The sequence below is a fragment of the Kitasatospora sp. NPDC101155 genome, from assembly GCF_044768305.1.
GTDB lineage: Bacteria > Actinomycetota > Actinomycetes > Streptomycetales > Streptomycetaceae > Kitasatospora.
Window position 1 is genome coordinate 41,081 of the sequence record NZ_JBIWPN010000035.1, and the last position, 14,066, is coordinate 55,146.

Here is a 14,066-nt window from a genome sequence, read left to right on the forward strand (position 1 = left end):
CCCTGGGGTGCCCCGGCCGGTGCGTCCTGGGGGCTACGGCCGGGCGCCGCGTTCCAGAGCGGCCCGGCCGGTGGCCTCCAGGACGGTTTCCTCCGGCGCGAGGTGCACCCGGCTGCTGAGCACGTCCCGCAGGTAACGCTCCAGCGGGTGACGTCGACTCAGTCCCGGGTTGCCGGTGAGCGCGACGGCCTGCTGGACCGCCGTGGTGGCGGCCCGGGTGGCCAGCAGCTGAGCCGGACCGGTCCGGGCCACGGCGTCCGCTTCGCCCCGGTCCACCCGGGGGGCCAGACCCTCGACCAGTTCCTCGGCGCCGATCAGCTGGGCCTCGATCTCGCCGAGGGCGCAGCGGTAACGGGGCAGGGTGCCGAGCGGTTCGGTCAGATTGGCCGGAGTGCGTTGGCCGAGGAAACGAACCAGCCAGGATTCGGCGGCCCGGGCGACGCCGATCGCCACCGCGGCGAGGGCCAGGTCCTGCCAGGCGCGGGAGAGTTCGGCCTCCGCACGGTCCTCCTGCCCGGGGGCGCCGAGGTCGAGCGCGAGTTCGGCCGGCACCCGCACCCCGTCGAGGACGACGTCGTGGCTGGCGCTGGCCCGCAGGCCGAGCTGGTCCCAGGTCGGGTCGATCTCCAGGCCCTCACTCTCGCCGCGGACCAGGAAGGTGCCGATCCTCGGCTCGGGCTCGTCGGTCCGTGCGGTGACCGCCATCCAGGCCAGTGCCTCGGCGCCGGTGCAGTAGATCTTCCGGCCGGTCAGCAGCCAGCCGCCGCCGTCCCGTCGGGCCACCGTCCCGGGCAGTCCGTCCGGCCCGCCCACGGGCTCCGCCCGGAGCGTGTTGACCAGCGCGGGCCCGCGCCGGGACTCGGTGAGCAGTCGCCGGTAGCCGGCCGTCGGCCAGCCGGCGCGGCGGGCCTGCTCGGCGTGCCGGAGCAGGGTGAAGGCGGTGACCACGGCCACCGAGGCGTCGCCGCGGCCGAGTTGGGCCAGTACCCGGACGGTGTCGGTGAGCGAACCGCCCGGTCCGCCGTACCGCGGGGAGACGGTCAGGGCGAGCAGCCCGGCCTCGTGGACCGCCTCGATGCCCTGGTACGGGAAGGTGGCGTCGCGGTCGTGCTCCTCGGCGCGGGCGGCGAGCAGGTCGACCACCCGGGGCAGTCCGGCCAGGGCGGCCTCGACCGCGGCGCGGTCGGGCGCGGGCGACGTGGGGTGGCCTGAGACGGTGTGGCCGGAAGTCGACTGGCGTGAAGTCGAGCGGCCGGGACCCGATGACTCGGTTCGAGAACGATCGTTCGAGGGACGATCGTTGGCAGCGGTGGTCGTCATGGTGCTGGTGCCTCCGGGCGGCAGCATGGGCTCAGCGAGTGCGGACGGCACGCCGCACGGGCGTGCGAAACCGGCTGGCGGCCCCGGAGGTCGACACGCGGCCCGCCCCCGGGTTCGGCACCGACCGGATCAGGCCGGTTGCCCGCCGCCACGGGGGCGAAAACCCCCTCAGCGGCCCGGACACGCCGCGCTGGCGGTCCGCCGCAGGTCGAGATGCCTGCGACGGGTCAGCAGCGGGAGACGGCACGGCATGTCCGCGACTGTACGAACCGGTGATCGAAACCGTCAAGCAGCGTCCAGACCCCGGGGGACCGGTCGGCCGCGCCGGAATCAGCCCTGCTGGAACATGTCGGCCGGAAGCGGCTTCAGCAGCTGATACAGGTCGTCCGAAATCGGTCGGTCCCACGACGCGATGGTGACCAGGACGCCGTCACTGCGGCCGAACTGGGCGCAGAACACGCGCTCCTCGCTGACCTTGACCTTCTTCACGATCAGCAGGTCGTCCCCGAGCATGACCGGGAAGTCCTCGGCCGAGACGAACTCGACCGGCTCGTCGTTCTCCAGCGCCGCGAGCAACTGCCGCACCTCGAAGGGCACGCTGTCGCCGGTCTCCCGGGCGGGCGAGCCCTCGGGGAGATTGCCGATGAACATCGCCGGGCCTCTGCCGCCGAACAGGTCGTAGCGCAGGAAAATCCCCTGGCAGGAGCCGTCCGGGCCGGTCATCATGGCCGCACCGAAGTCGCCGGGCCAGTCGCCCGGGTCCATCGCGAGCACGTCGAAGTCCGGGCCGGCGGGCTGTCCGGAGCGACGGCGGAGAAAAGACATGGGAACATCGTACGTGCCCGGCACACCGCGCTCGCGAGGTGGGTGGGGCGCCGACTCGGGACCGGCGGGAGATCGACGCTCAGAGACCAATGTTGACTCTGAGCAACCGTCCGGGCTACGTTCGGTTCAGCACGACAGCCGTTCTGGGTTTCACCCTTCGGGGGGACGGCACGTCGCAACGCGGCCCTACACGCGTATCCCTCACTGTGCACTTGTCGTGCCGAAAAGCCGAGCACCCAGCTTCGTCATCGCACACCGCACAACACACAAGCCAACAGTTCCATGCATCACATGCAACAAGAGCCAGATCCGCGGGGCCCCGGCCCGTCGCTCCCGTGGATCTGCTCGGGACGCCGCCGCGTGGGGGCGTGCGGGTCCCGAGCAAAAGGTGCCGTTGTCCGAGTCGCTCTCGGATTCGGCGCCAGCCTCCCGGCGACTGCCGGCCCCTCGTGGGCCGGGACCGGCCGACGCACCCCGGTGCGCAGGGGATGACTGGGAGGATGGCCTGGCAATGCTGCCGGGCCGCACAGCAGGCGCCGTGTCTGGCCGCGTGGGGGCGGTGGGCACGGCGTCTGCCTGTGCTCATACTCTGAGCTGCGTTTGTCTAACAGTCAACAGAAATTCTGACGGGGCACGCTCAAAAGATCATCAGTTGTGATGTTCGGTACGGAAATCGCCTGCTGAACCACCGCGGAGCGGACCCGTCCGCCGTGCACTTCCGTGCCGGACGGGTCCGCTCCGCGGGTACGCGCCGGTGGCTCAGGTGAGGCCCGACGCCGGGCTGGAGCCGGGCTCTCAGGTGAGGTCGAACTCGCCGTCCCGGGCGCCGAGCACGAAGGCCCGCCACTCGGCCGGGGTGAAGACCAGGATCGGACCGTCCTCCTGCCGGCCGTCGCGCATCCCGATGTACCCGTCCACGAACGCGATCTGGACGTCTCCGACGCCCTGGCTGCTGCACAGCCACTCCGCCCCGGTGAAGTCCACCTTCGGCTTCCCGCTCGGCGCCAGCTCCGGCTGCGCGCCGATTACCTCGGTGTCCGTACCGCTGTTGACTGCCACTGACGATCTCCTCCCGACGGCATTCCGGAGCCAGCCTAGCCATACCTCCCGGGCCCGGTCAGCGGGTTGACGAGGACTCCCTCCGGGAGGGGAGGCGGGCCTCGGAGGAGGCCGGCCGGAGGAACGGTCGAGGGGCCTCAGGGCGACGTAGAAGCTCCGCGGCGCGGAGGGGCCCCGGGGCGTCACAGCGGCTCCGCCGGACTCGTCCAGGACGCGGCCGAGGCGTGTCCCGACCGGCGGGCGCCGGGGGCAGCTGCCAGAGTGCTGCCAGGGCGCGCGTACGGCCCCGAACCCAGCCCCCAGTCCACGACCCAGCCTTAAGGAGCAGCCGATGAGCCGCCGGGACGGAACCCGCGCCGACGTCATCCCCATCTCCGACGCCCCCTCGGCCCATCCTCCGGCGCCACGCACCCCACCCGCCCCCTCCCCGCTGCCCCGGCCCACCCCCGCCCGGCCGTCCGGGCACGGCCGGGTCGGGATCGTCCTGGTCTCGCACAGCCAGGAACTGGCCACCGCCGTACGCAACCTGGCACTCGCTTTGACCGGATCCGACTCCCCCGCGCCGGTCGCCGCGACCGGTGGCGATCCGGCCGACGGACCGGGCATCAGCGCGGTGCTGGTGGCCGCCGCCACCCGCCGGGTCGACCAGGGCCACGGGGTGGTGGTGCTCGCCGACCTGGGCGGGGCGGTCAACACCGTCCGGGCCCTGCTCTCGGACGCCGACGAGCACGGCCTGCCCTTCCCGGTCCGCTTCGCGAACGCGCCGTTCGTGGAGGGCGCGGTGGCCGCCACGGCGACCGCCACGGCGGGCGGGGACCTGGCGGCGGTGCTGGACGCGGCGGAGGAGGCCTACCGGCAGGGCAAGGCCTGAGGGGCCGACAAGCCCTAAGGGCGCTCCTTGCCGTCCCAGCTGAAGATCGCCGGGCCCCGGCACTCCAGGGCGTGGCGCAGCCGCTCGTGCTCGGTGTCGATCATCGGCGGCAGCTCGTCCAGTCCGAACCAGCCCACCTCCAGCGACTCGTCGTCGTTCACCCGCGCCTCACCGCCGACCGCCCGGCAGCGGAAGGTCAGCACCAGGTACTGCGTCACATCGCCGTTCGGGTAGGTGACCTGCGGAGACACGGTGACCGAGGCGAGCAGCTCGGGCACGACCACCACGCCGGTCTCCTCCAGGCACTCGCGCACCACACCGTCGGCGGGCTGCTCACCCGGGTCGAGGATGCCGCCGACCGGCGCCCATCGGCCGTCGTCGGCCCGGCGGGCGAGCAGCACCCGGCCCTGGTCGTCCACGGCGACGGCGACGACGGCGCTCAGCCAGAGCGGCCGGGTGCCGACCACGGAGCGGAGTTCGGCGAGGAAGGGGGGAATGGCCATGCGGCGCAGCCTAGCGGGCCACCTCGGCCGGTCTCCGTGGGGGCAGTCTCCGTAGGAGCAGTCCAGGTACGGGCGCCACCACTCATCGCCCGCCTCCGTGGCGCCCCGAGCCACAAGGATGTATTCACAGTAAGGGCAGGATGAAGCGATTGTCCGGGAATCGTGAAAGAAGGGCGGGAGATTGTCGGACAGGACGAAATTCGGTCGATCTGACCAATTTCACTCGATCTGTTGATCTATCGCTCGGCAGTTACCGCCGGCCTCCCACTCGCTTCCCGCTAGAGCGCGGCGCGGCGCCGGTCGCGGAACACGCCGAAGGCGATCCGGCCGAGCAGCAGAACGCCGGCCGCCAGGCAGCCGGCCACCGCCATCGCCCAGGCCGGTCCGTCACTGTCCGGAACGATCACGGCCACGACGATGCCCAGCGCCAGACAGGCCAAGCCGACCACCGCCAGCGGGATCTGGTGGGTGACCAGGGCTCCGCCGCTGCATGCGCGGGCCATCCGGGTCGCGCCGTGTGGGTGGACGGGATCACGGTCCGCATCTGCCATGAGCCCAAGGTACCCCGGGCACGCGCGGCGGGCAGCCCGCGGCGAGTGAGGATTACGGCACGCGGGGCAACCGGCCGAACGCGGGTCCTCCTGCCTGCGGCCCGCGTGTTCATGCTCCACAATCAGTCCACGAAAAATCCTCGTCCCCCCGGTACAACCATCCCGGTAGGGCAGCGGTCTCAATGGCATCGAGTGATCCAGGAGCCGTTCTCGGGACGGGTGAGAACCCCCCACCGAGAACCGGAATATCCAGGGGACGGAGCCGCCGCCCCCTGGAGTCGGAGGCCGGGCTCCGTCCTCCGGCGGGACCGCCACGCCGCTCGGCGACCGAGGGGGAACCGTTGCCGCAAACCCAGTCCACCACACCGATCTCCATCGCCCGCGCCAGGCCCGTGCCCGGCGTGCGGGCGCTGCCGCCGCCCACCGGGTGGGCGGCCGACCACCACGGAACCGGCCGCCGGGGGGCCGATCACCAGGTGGCCGACCGACACGGCGCCGACCACCACGGCACCGACCGGCACCAGGCGTCCGCCACCGCGGAGCATGCCGAGACGGAACACCAGGACGCACGGGGCGAATGGCTGCGGTTCGCCCCCGTGCAACCCCTGTTCCGGGCCCGGGCCGCCCAGCGACTCGCCGTCCTCGCCTACCACGGGGTGACCGACCACCGATCCTTCGGCGCCCAGCTCGACCGGCTGCGGAGACTGGCCACCCCCGTCTCGCTCGAAGCCGTGCTCCAGGCCGTCACCGAGCGGCGGCCGCTGCCGCCGCGCAGCGTCCTGGTCACCTTCGACGACGCCGACCGAAGCGTCCTCACCCACGCCCTGCCCGCCCTCGACGCGCGCGGCATCCCCGCGACCGCCTTCGTCATCTCCGAGCTCATCGGCACCGAACGCCCCTTCTGGTGGCACGAGGCCGACTTCCTCGCCCGCCACGGCGGCCGCGCCCGCTCGCTCGACTGCGGCCACCCCTCCCAGCTGCTCCCCCGGCTCAAGGCCATGCCCGACCCGGACCGGCGCCGCAGCCTGCACGAACTGCGGGTCAGCGCGGACCGCCGGCCACCCCGCCAGGAGCAGCTCACCCCCGCCGACCTGCTCGCCCTGCGGGACGGCGGCGTCGCCATCGGCAACCACACCCACGGGCACCCGTGCCTCGGCCGTTGCGACGACGCCACCGTCCGTGCCGAGATCACCGGCGCCCACGAGGCCCTCACCCACTGGCTCGGCGAACCCCCGACCGCCTTCGCCTACCCCGACGGCGGCCACGACCCCCGTGCCGAAACCGTCCTGCAGGAGCTCGGCTACCGCCTCGGCTTCCTCTCCGACCACCGCCTCGGCCCCCGCCTCCCCACCCACCCCCTCCAGATCAGCCGCCTCCAGGTCGACTCCACCACCAGCATCCGCCGCTTCGACACCATCCTCTCCGGCCTCGAACCCGCCTACCGCCGCTGGCGCCGCCAAGCGGTCGCCTGACGACACGCGCGTCGGGTGGGAAAGCCCCGGGGACCGGCTTCCCCACCCGACGCGCCCGCCTCGCCCTGGCACGCACCTTGCCGGGCAGGCAATCCGCTTACGGCCACCGGCCGCCCAGGAAGTCGGCCGGGCCGACTTCTACGCGCTCGCGAGTGGTAAGCGCCGCTGGCGGCAGGACAAGGACGCCCGTGCCGTCTCAGGCCTTGGGTGAGAGTTCTGGCACTACATGAGAAGTCGGCCGGGCCGACTTCCGGTGCCCGTCGGGGAGGCTCGGCTGTGCCACTCCTGCGCGCGGTGGCGGGCAGCCGGCCCCGGAGGTTGTGCCGCTCGGGCACAGGCTGGGCCCGAACGGCCATGCCTGGAGGAGAGCCAGGTCGGCGCGGCCCCGAGCATCACTGAAGAAGGCCCGCGCGAGTGGTCGAGGACCTGCCGGCCGGCTGGGGAGCCACAGCGAGAAGGGTCCGCCCGACCGGGTGCCGTCCGTGCGGGGCGGAAGCCGGACGGTGGTGCCGCTCAGCCACGGGGCCGCGCCCGAGCGGCCCCGCGTGCGGGCAGCGCCCGCTTCCGCGCGGTGTCGGACACGGACGGAGAAACCACCTCGCGCAGGAAGTCGATCAGGCCGACTTCCTGAGCGCTCTCAGGCACTGGGCGACAGGCGCCGGGCGAGAGGTCTGCGCTGCACGAGACGTCGGCCTGGGCGGCTTTCGGTCAGGGGATGAGGGTGGCGAGGGTGAGGCCCTGGGGGTAGAGGGCCGCGGCGGCGGGGAGGGTCGCGGGGCTGCCGGCGTGGAGGACGGTGAGGGTGCCGGTTCCGGCGCCGGTGGGGTCGCCGATGCGGCGGAGGGCCTGGGCGGCGACGGCGTCGGCGGAGCCGAGGAGGGTGAGGGCCGGGGAGGCGGTGGGGGCGACGGCGGCGCGGATGCGGTCCTCGACGAGTTCGTAGTGGGTGCAGCCGAGGACGAGGGTGTCGGTGCCCACCGGTGTGCGGGCGGCGGCGTCCGCGATGGCGGCCGTGATGGCGTCGTCGTCCCCGTGCTCGACGGCGTCCGCGAGGCCCGGGCAGGCGACCTCGGTGACCTCGGCGGTGCCGCCGAAGTCGCGGATCAGGCCGCGCTGGTAAGCGCTGCCGGTGGTGACCGGGGTTGCCCAGATGGCGACGCGGCCGCCGAGCGCGGCGGCGGGCTTGATCGCCGGGACGGTGCCGATGACGGGCAGTCCGGGCTCCAGCTCGGCGCGCAGGGCGGCGAGCGCGTGGACCGAGGCGGTGTTGCAGGCGATCACCAGGGCGTCGGGTTCGTACGCGGCGGCGGCCCGGCAGCAGCCGAGGGCCAGTTCGGTGATCTCTTCGGGCGTGCGTGGTCCCCACGGCATCGAGGCCGGGTTGGAGGAGAGCACCAGATCGGCGTCCGGGCGCAGCTTCCGAAGGGCGGCGGCGGCGGCCAGCAGACCAATTCCGGAGTCCATCAGTGCGATCTTCACAGGGCAAGACTTTAGTCGATGCGCCCGCCGGAGCCGGTTCTGCGGCAGACTGCCGGGGTGACCGCCCTGCTGTGGATCGCCGCGTTCTCCCTGCTGGTCTGGCTCTGGCTGGCGTGTTGCCACGGCTTGTTCTGGCGCACCGACGTACGGCTGCCGCCGCGTCGTCCGCCGGTGCGGTGGCCGCAGGTGGCGGTCGTGGTGCCGGCCCGGGACGAGGCGGCGGTGCTGCCCCTGAGCCTGCCGACGCTGCTGGCGCAGAAGTACCCGGGGCGGGCGCGGGTGATCCTGGTGGACGACCACAGCTCGGACGGCACCGGCGCGCTGGCCGCGGGGCTGCGGACGATGGACGGGCTGGAGCTGACGGTGACCGCCCCTCCCCCGCTGCCGCCGGGCTGGACGGGCAAGCTGTGGGCGCTGCGGCACGGGGTGGACCTGGTCGGTCCGGACGTCGAGTACCTGCTGCTGACGGACGCGGACATCGCACACGGCCCGGATTCGCTGGCCGAGCTGGTGGCCGCCGCCGAGAGCAACGGGCTCGACCTGGTGTCGCAGATGGCCCGGCTGCGGGTGGCGACCGGCTGGGAGCGGCTGATCGTCCCGGCCTTCGTCTACTTCTTCGCCCAGCTCTACCCGTTCCGCTGGAGCAACCGACCTGGTTCCCGGACGGCGGCCGCGGCCGGCGGCTGCTCGCTGGTGCGGCGGGAGGCGCTGGAGCGCGCGGGCGGGGTGGCGGCGATCCGAGGCGCGGTGATCGACGACGTGTCGCTGGCCCGGGCGGTGAAGTCCTCGGGCGGGCGGACCTGGCTGGGTCTGGCCGACGAGGTGGACAGCGTCCGTCCGTACCCGCGGCTGGAGCAGTTGTGGCGGATGGTGTCGCGCAGCGCGTACGCCCAGTTGAAGCACTCGCCGCCGCTGCTGCTCGGGACGGTGCTGGGGCTGACGCTGGTGTACCTGGTGCCGCCGGTGGCGGCGGTGGCCGGGCTGGTGGCCGGGGCGCCGGCGGTGACGGCGGCGGGCGGGGCGGCCTGGGCGCTGATGGCGGGGACGTACCTGCCGATGGTCCGGTACTACGGGCAGCCGGCCGCGGCCGTGCTGCTCCTGCCGTTCACGGCCGCGCTGTACCTACTGATGACGGTGGACTCGGCGGTGCAGCACTGGCGCGGCCGGGGCGCGGCCTGGAAGGGCCGGACCTACTCGCGGACGTGAGAAGCGGACGTGAGAAGCGCGTGAGAAGCCGGCACGGGTGTCGGGGGCGCGAGGAGCGGGCATGAGGAAAGCCCGGGCGCTCCGGGCCGGACGGATCCATACTGCTCGGATGGACCGTCAGCAGCTCTCCCGCCTCGCCCACGCCCACCACCCGATCGCGGCACCGCTGGCGGACGGGTCGGTGGCCCGGCTGTTGGACCGCGCGCTCGCCGGGCAGGAGTCCGGCCGGGCGCTGGACCTGGGCTGCGGCGAGGGTGCCTGGCTGCTGCGGACGCTGGCCGCCCGGCCGGACTGGCGGGCGGTGGGGGTGGACCTGGATGCGGAGGCGCTGACCCGGGCCCGGGAGACGGCCACCGCGCTCGGCGTGGTCCGGCGGATCGGCCTGCACCACCTGGACGCCCGGGAGTTCACCGCCAAGGAGCCCTTCGACCTGGTGCTGTGCGTGGGCGCCACCCACGCATTCGACGGGCTGCTGCCGACGCTCGCGGCCGCCCGGGAACTGCTGGCCCCGGGCGGCCGGCTGCTGGTCGGCGAGGGGTTCTGGGAGCGCGAGCCGTCCCAGGCCGCGCTGGACGGGCTGGGTGCCGTCCGGGAGGACTTCGCGGACCTGGCGACCACCACGGACCGGGTGCTCGCCGACGGCTGGACCCCGGTGTTCGGACACGTCAGTACCGCGCGGGAGTGGGACGACTACGAGTTCTCCTGGACGGGTTCGCTGGCCGAGTGGGCGCTGGACCACCCGGACGACCCGGGCGCGGTGGCCGCCCGCGAGGCCGCGGACCGCCACCGCGCCGAGTGGCTGCACGGGTACCGGGGGATGCTCGGCTTCGTCACCTACCTGCTGCGCCGCGACTGAACCACTGCACGGAGAGCGCTACTTCAGCCTACTTCTGGGTGCGGGCGAGGAAGTCGTCGATCAGCGGGGCGATTTCGGGCAGCTTCTCCTCCAGTGCGAAGTGCCCGGTGTCGAAGACGTGCAGCTCCGCCTCGGGCAGGTCGCGCAGATAGGCACGGGCGCCGGCCTCGGTGAAGAACGGGTCGCCAAGCCCCCAAAGCACCAGCGTGGGCGGCTGATTGGCACGCAGCCAGGCCTGCCACTCGGGGTAGAGCTCGACGTTGGAGAAGTAGTCGAGGGCCAGTTCGACCTGGATGTCCTTGCGGCCGGGCAGGTCGAGGAAGTGCTGGTCGAGCGTCCAACCGTCGGGGGCGACCAGACTCGGGTCGCCGGTGCCGCCCTCGTACTGGCTGCGGGTGACGTCCAGGGTGAGGATCGAGCGGGCGACGTCCCCGGCGCCCGGGACGCCGCGCTTGTTGGCGATGAACTCCCGCGCCTGGTCGGAGAGTCCCTCCTCGTAGGCGTTGCCGTTCTGGACCACCAGGCCGGTGATCCACTCCGGCCGGCGGGTGGCCAGGCGCAGGCCGACGGGTGCACCGAAGTCGAAGACGTACAGCGCGAAGCGGTCCAAGCCGAGTGCGAGACAGAAGCGTTCGACCACGTCGGCGAGGGTGTCGAAGCGGTAGTGGAAGGCGTCGGGCGCGGGGCTGTCGCTGTGGCCGAAGCCGGGGTAGTCGGGGGCTATCAGCCGGTAGCGGGCGCCGAGTGCGTCGAGCAGCCGGGCGTACTGGTGCGAGGCGGAGGGGAAGCCGTGCAGCAGCAGGAGGACGGGGGCGTCGGCCGGACCGGTTTCGCGGTAGAAGACGCGCAGGCCGTCGAGGTCGATGTGGCGGTGGTGGACGTGCGGGATTGTCAGCTCGCTCATACTAACCATTAAATGATATTTAAATGGTTAGTCAAGGGCTAGCTGACCATGCATCACCGACGCGAGGAGGAGTTCAGTGCTTCGGCAGCTGCTCCTGCTGCACCAGGTAGTCCAGCACCTCGGGCATCGCGTCGACGCCGCCGGCCTTGGTCGGCGAGGTGCGGTACTCGCCCTGGACGACCACGGTGGGCAGCTCGTTGATGCCGTACCGGACGAACTGGGCGGCCGCGTCGTCCACCGACTGCCCGACCTCGGCGGAGCGGTAGGTCCGGCCGAACAGCTGGGCGTCGACACCGTGACGCACCGCCCAGTCGGCGGCGGCCGACTCGGTGGTGAGGTCGGCCCGGTCGTCGTGGATCGAGCGGAATGCGCCGGCCTGAAGGCGCTCGACCAGACCCAGGCGCTCCAGCGTGTAGTACAGGCGCGCGTGGGCACGCTGGGCACCCTCGTCCGAGCTGCCCGGCCAGATCGCCGGGACGCGGCGCAGCGCGACGTCCGCTCGGTGCTTCTCGGTCCAGGCCTGCAACGGCTGTTCGAACTTCTGGGAGTGGCCGCAGTCGTACCAGAAGAACTCGACCGCCTCGGTGCGGGCACTTTCACGCACCGGCTGCGGGTGGTCGAGCCTGACGAACTGGACCCCCTCGGACGGGGGCTGGTGGGACACCGCTCCGGCCTGGACGGGGGATGCGGCGATCCCGGCGGCGACGGCGAGCAGGACGGTGGACCGCAGCAGCGACTTCGAGTTCACATCGGGAAGTCTGCTGGTGACGGCTCGTTACCGACGAGTCGTCAGGGGTCGGCGGGCCCGGATTCGCCCGGACGGCGCAGCTCGGACCACGTCGGAGCCACCCGTCAGTGCGAGGTGGGAGCTCCGGTCCACACCTCGGCGACCAGCCGCTGCCAGTCGTCCACCACCGCGCCCAGTTCGAAGTGCTCCAGCGCGTGCGCCCGGGCGGCCGCGCCGAGGCCCGCGCGGTTGCAGGCGAGTACCTTGGCCAGCGCCTCGGCCAGGGCGAGCGGGTCCCCGGGGGCGACCAGTGCGCCGGTGGCGCCGTCCCGGACCACCTCGCGCACCCAGCCGACGTCGGTGGCGACGGCGGGCACCCCGGCCAGCGCCGCCTCGATCAGCGCGCCGGGCACGCTCTCGCTGTCGCTGGTGAGCAGCAGCGCGTCGGCGGCCCGGTAGAGCGGGACGGGGTCGGGCAGGGGGCCGAGGAAGTGGGCGCGGGCGGCGGCCGGATGGCGGGCCAGGGTCTCGCGCAGCGGGCCGTCCCCGGCGACGGCGAGCCGGACGTCGGGCAGCCGGTCGAGCACGTCGAGGGCGAGGTCGAGCCGCTTCTCCGGCGCTATGGCGCCGATCCAGGCGACCAGCAGGACGTCCGCGGGCAGGCCCAGGGCGTGCCGGGCGGCGCGCCGTTCGGCCCGGCCGTCGGCGGGCGGATAGCTCTCGGCGGCACGGGAGTTGGGGATCACCCGGACCTTGCCCCCGGGGAGCCGGAACTGCTCCTCCAGGACCTCGCGCGCCTCGTCGGTGAGGGTGGTGACGGCGGCGGCGCGGTGCATCAGCGTGGCGCCGCGCAGCCTGCGCAGCCGGTTGGCGGTCCAGTAGCGGGGGTGGCCGACCGAGACGTAGACGAAGGGGGTGCGGGTACCGGCCAGCGCGAGGGCACAGGTGGCCAGGGTGTCGGAGCCGTGGGCGAGCACCACGTCGGCGGAGCGGGCGGCGGAACGCAGCGCCCGCAGGGTGCCCGGGCGCAGCCGACCGGGGCCGAGGACGGCGGCGGCGCGCAGCCCGGCGGTGTCGGGGCACTCCTCGCCGCAGTCCCCCGGAAGGGCCGTGCCCGCGGCGCACACTCCCGGAGCGGCCGCACCCGGCCGGGCGGGTGGCAAGGCCGGGTGCGGGGCGAGGGCGCACAGCGCGGAGGCCTGACCCCGGCGGCGCAGTTCCCGGTGGAGGTCACGGGCGAAGTTCTGGGCGCCGCCCCGGCGCGAGTCGCTGATCAGGTGCAGGACACGCGGGCGGGCTCCGGCCGAATCGGCCGCCGTATGGTCGGGCATGGACAGACCTTGGCACAGCACCACGCCGGGTACAGCCCCTTCGCGCAACCTGGCGGTGGCCCGTGCGCCCGCGCCCGTACACCCGATGTGCGCTGAAGACCCGCCGTCGTGCGCCGGTTGCGACCGCTGTGCGCCCCGTCTCGCCCCCGACGGCTCCGACCGACCGCCCTCCACTCCGCCGCACGCCGCCTCAAGTACCGGCTCACGCCCACCGGTTCACCGTCCCGGACGCCGACAGGCCGGAAGGCTGAGCCGCCCGCGCGCCGACCGGGAGGGCCGGGTACGGCCGGGCGCCGCCGAGCCCGGCAGGTCGGCCGGTTACGCGAATCGGGTGAACGCGGTTGGACCTCGACCCGGACCGCTCGGCAGGATGTCCGGCCGGGGCTGCCCCGTGCCGCCCCATCTCCCCCTTCCCCGTTCGGTTTTGGAGTCACCCGGTGTTCAAGGGATTCCGCAGCTTCCTGCTGCGCGGCAACGTGGTGGACCTCGCGGTCGGCATCGTGATCGGCGCGGCCTTCACCGCCGTCGTCACCGGGTTCGTCAGCGCCTTCCTCACCCCGCTGGTCGGGGTCGCCGCCGGGGCGGTCGGCGACTTCACCCAGAAGACCTTCGAGGTGGGCGGCACCAAGTTCCCGTACGGCCTCTTCGTCAACGCGCTGATCGGGTTCGTGCTGGTCAGCGCGGTGATCTACTTCGCCGTGGTCGTGCCGGTCGGCAAGCTGCAGGCGCGCTTCAAGGCGGCCGAGCCCGCGCCGGCCGCCAAGGTGGACTGCCCGGAGTGCCTGAGCTCGATCCCGGCCGCCGCGATCCGCTGCTCCTTCTGCACCTCCGAGGTCGCCGCCCGGCCGGGCCTGCCCGCGCAGAGCCAGGCGCTGCAGTCGCGCTGACGGCCCCGCAGGCGTCGTCCGGCTCATCAGCCCGGCTCACCCTGCGGATCGAGGTTCGGATCAAGGTCCGGGCGC

At 73.4% G+C, this 14,066-nt stretch carries 15 protein-coding genes; 5 read left to right on the forward strand and 10 right to left on the reverse strand.

Features of this window, described 5'->3' with window-relative positions:
• Window positions 1–33: 33 nt before the first annotated feature.
• The 4 genes from ACIRYZ_RS34510 to ACIRYZ_RS34525 all read right to left on the reverse strand — a co-directional run bounded on the left by ACIRYZ_RS34510 (window position 34) and on the right by ACIRYZ_RS34525 (window position 3,171).
• On the reverse strand, window positions 34–1,320 hold the full coding sequence (locus ACIRYZ_RS34510; RefSeq protein ID WP_402952033.1) for an acyl-CoA dehydrogenase family protein: 1,287 nt from the start codon (window positions 1,318–1,320) through the stop codon (window positions 34–36).
• 168 nt (window positions 1,321–1,488) lie between these two features.
• On the reverse strand, window positions 1,489–1,572 hold the full coding sequence (locus tag ACIRYZ_RS34515) for a putative leader peptide (protein WP_350526312.1): 84 nt from the start codon (window positions 1,570–1,572) through the stop codon (window positions 1,489–1,491).
• 78 nt (window positions 1,573–1,650) lie between these two features.
• Complete coding sequence (locus ACIRYZ_RS34520) at window positions 1,651–2,145, reverse strand: hypothetical protein (RefSeq protein ID WP_380613342.1); 495 nt, start codon at window positions 2,143–2,145, stop codon at window positions 1,651–1,653.
• Between the two features lie 795 nt (window positions 2,146–2,940).
• Window positions 2,941–3,171 (reverse strand): DUF397 domain-containing protein, encoded by a 231-nt coding sequence (locus ACIRYZ_RS34525; protein ID WP_402952094.1) that lies wholly within the window; start codon window positions 3,169–3,171, stop codon window positions 2,941–2,943.
• Between the two features lie 364 nt (window positions 3,172–3,535).
• Between ACIRYZ_RS34525 and ACIRYZ_RS34530 the strand changes: the two genes are divergently transcribed.
• Window positions 3,536–4,075 carry a PTS-dependent dihydroxyacetone kinase phosphotransferase subunit DhaM gene (locus ACIRYZ_RS34530; protein WP_402952035.1) on the forward strand — a complete coding sequence of 180 codons (540 nt, stop codon included), beginning with the start codon at window positions 3,536–3,538 and terminating at the stop codon, window positions 4,073–4,075.
• Window positions 4,076–4,089: 14 nt separating this feature from the next.
• Here the strand turns inward: ACIRYZ_RS34530 and ACIRYZ_RS34535 are convergent, their stop codons facing one another.
• Complete coding sequence (locus ACIRYZ_RS34535) at window positions 4,090–4,578, reverse strand: NUDIX hydrolase (protein WP_402952037.1); 489 nt, start codon at window positions 4,576–4,578, stop codon at window positions 4,090–4,092.
• Between the two features lie 278 nt (window positions 4,579–4,856).
• Entirely contained in the window at window positions 4,857–5,129 is a 273-nt protein-coding gene (locus ACIRYZ_RS34540; protein ID WP_387629943.1) for a hypothetical protein, read from the reverse strand.
• A gap of 341 nt (window positions 5,130–5,470) precedes the next feature.
• Between ACIRYZ_RS34540 and ACIRYZ_RS34545 the strand changes: the two genes are divergently transcribed.
• Window positions 5,471–6,601, forward strand: a complete 1,131-nt coding sequence (locus ACIRYZ_RS34545; RefSeq protein WP_402952039.1) for a polysaccharide deacetylase family protein — start codon at window positions 5,471–5,473, stop codon at window positions 6,599–6,601.
• Window positions 6,602–7,309: 708 nt separating this feature from the next.
• Here ACIRYZ_RS34545 and ACIRYZ_RS34550 read toward each other — a convergent pair.
• Entirely contained in the window at window positions 7,310–8,080 is a 771-nt protein-coding gene (locus ACIRYZ_RS34550) for a glutamate racemase (RefSeq protein WP_402952041.1), read from the reverse strand.
• 66 nt (window positions 8,081–8,146) lie between these two features.
• Here ACIRYZ_RS34550 and ACIRYZ_RS34555 point away from each other — a divergent pair, with 66 nt between their 5' ends.
• A complete protein-coding gene (locus ACIRYZ_RS34555) occupies window positions 8,147–9,286 on the forward strand; it encodes a glycosyltransferase (RefSeq protein ID WP_402952095.1) in 1,140 nt (379 codons plus the stop codon).
• 109 nt (window positions 9,287–9,395) lie between these two features.
• Complete coding sequence (locus ACIRYZ_RS34560) at window positions 9,396–10,142, forward strand: SAM-dependent methyltransferase (protein ID WP_402952043.1); 747 nt, start codon at window positions 9,396–9,398, stop codon at window positions 10,140–10,142.
• 28 nt (window positions 10,143–10,170) lie between these two features.
• Here the strand turns inward: ACIRYZ_RS34560 and ACIRYZ_RS34565 are convergent, their stop codons facing one another.
• The 3 genes from ACIRYZ_RS34565 to ACIRYZ_RS34575 form a co-directional block, all read right to left on the reverse strand.
• Window positions 10,171–11,046: an alpha/beta fold hydrolase gene (locus ACIRYZ_RS34565; protein WP_402952044.1), complete on the reverse strand. Its 876-nt coding sequence runs from the start codon at window positions 11,044–11,046 to the stop codon at window positions 10,171–10,173.
• A gap of 73 nt (window positions 11,047–11,119) precedes the next feature.
• Window positions 11,120–11,794, reverse strand: coding sequence for a thiol:disulfide interchange protein DsbA/DsbL (locus ACIRYZ_RS34570; protein WP_402952045.1), 675 nt, complete (start codon window positions 11,792–11,794; stop codon window positions 11,120–11,122).
• 104 nt (window positions 11,795–11,898) lie between these two features.
• Window positions 11,899–13,104, reverse strand: a complete 1,206-nt coding sequence (locus tag ACIRYZ_RS34575) for a glycosyltransferase family 4 protein (protein ID WP_402952047.1) — start codon at window positions 13,102–13,104, stop codon at window positions 11,899–11,901.
• A 437-nt stretch (window positions 13,105–13,541) separates the two neighbouring features.
• Here ACIRYZ_RS34575 and mscL point away from each other — a divergent pair, with 437 nt between their 5' ends.
• Window positions 13,542–13,991 (forward strand): large conductance mechanosensitive channel protein MscL, encoded by a 450-nt coding sequence (mscL, locus tag ACIRYZ_RS34580; protein ID WP_402952049.1) that lies wholly within the window; start codon window positions 13,542–13,544, stop codon window positions 13,989–13,991.
• Window positions 13,992–14,066: the final 75 nt, after the last annotated feature.

Coding starts and splice junctions, on each gene's coding strand:
- ACIRYZ_RS34510 (WP_402952033.1), bottom strand. CDS start 1,320: ATGACGACCACCGCTGCCAACGATCGTCCCTCGAACGATCGTTCTCGA.
- ACIRYZ_RS34515 (WP_350526312.1), bottom strand. CDS start 1,572: ATGCCGTGCCGTCTCCCGCTGCTGACCCGTCGCAGGCATCTCGACCTG.
- ACIRYZ_RS34520 (WP_380613342.1), bottom strand. CDS start 2,145: ATGTCTTTTCTCCGCCGTCGCTCCGGACAGCCCGCCGGCCCGGACTTC.
- ACIRYZ_RS34530 (WP_402952035.1), top strand. CDS start 3,536: ATGAGCCGCCGGGACGGAACCCGCGCCGACGTCATCCCCATCTCCGAC.
- ACIRYZ_RS34535 (WP_402952037.1), bottom strand. CDS start 4,578: ATGGCCATTCCCCCCTTCCTCGCCGAACTCCGCTCCGTGGTCGGCACC.
- ACIRYZ_RS34540 (WP_387629943.1), bottom strand. CDS start 5,129: ATGGCAGATGCGGACCGTGATCCCGTCCACCCACACGGCGCGACCCGG.
- ACIRYZ_RS34560 (WP_402952043.1), top strand. CDS start 9,396: ATGGACCGTCAGCAGCTCTCCCGCCTCGCCCACGCCCACCACCCGATC.
- ACIRYZ_RS34565 (WP_402952044.1), bottom strand. CDS start 11,046: ATGAGCGAGCTGACAATCCCGCACGTCCACCACCGCCACATCGACCTC.
- ACIRYZ_RS34575 (WP_402952047.1), bottom strand. CDS start 13,104: ATGCCCGACCATACGGCGGCCGATTCGGCCGGAGCCCGCCCGCGTGTC.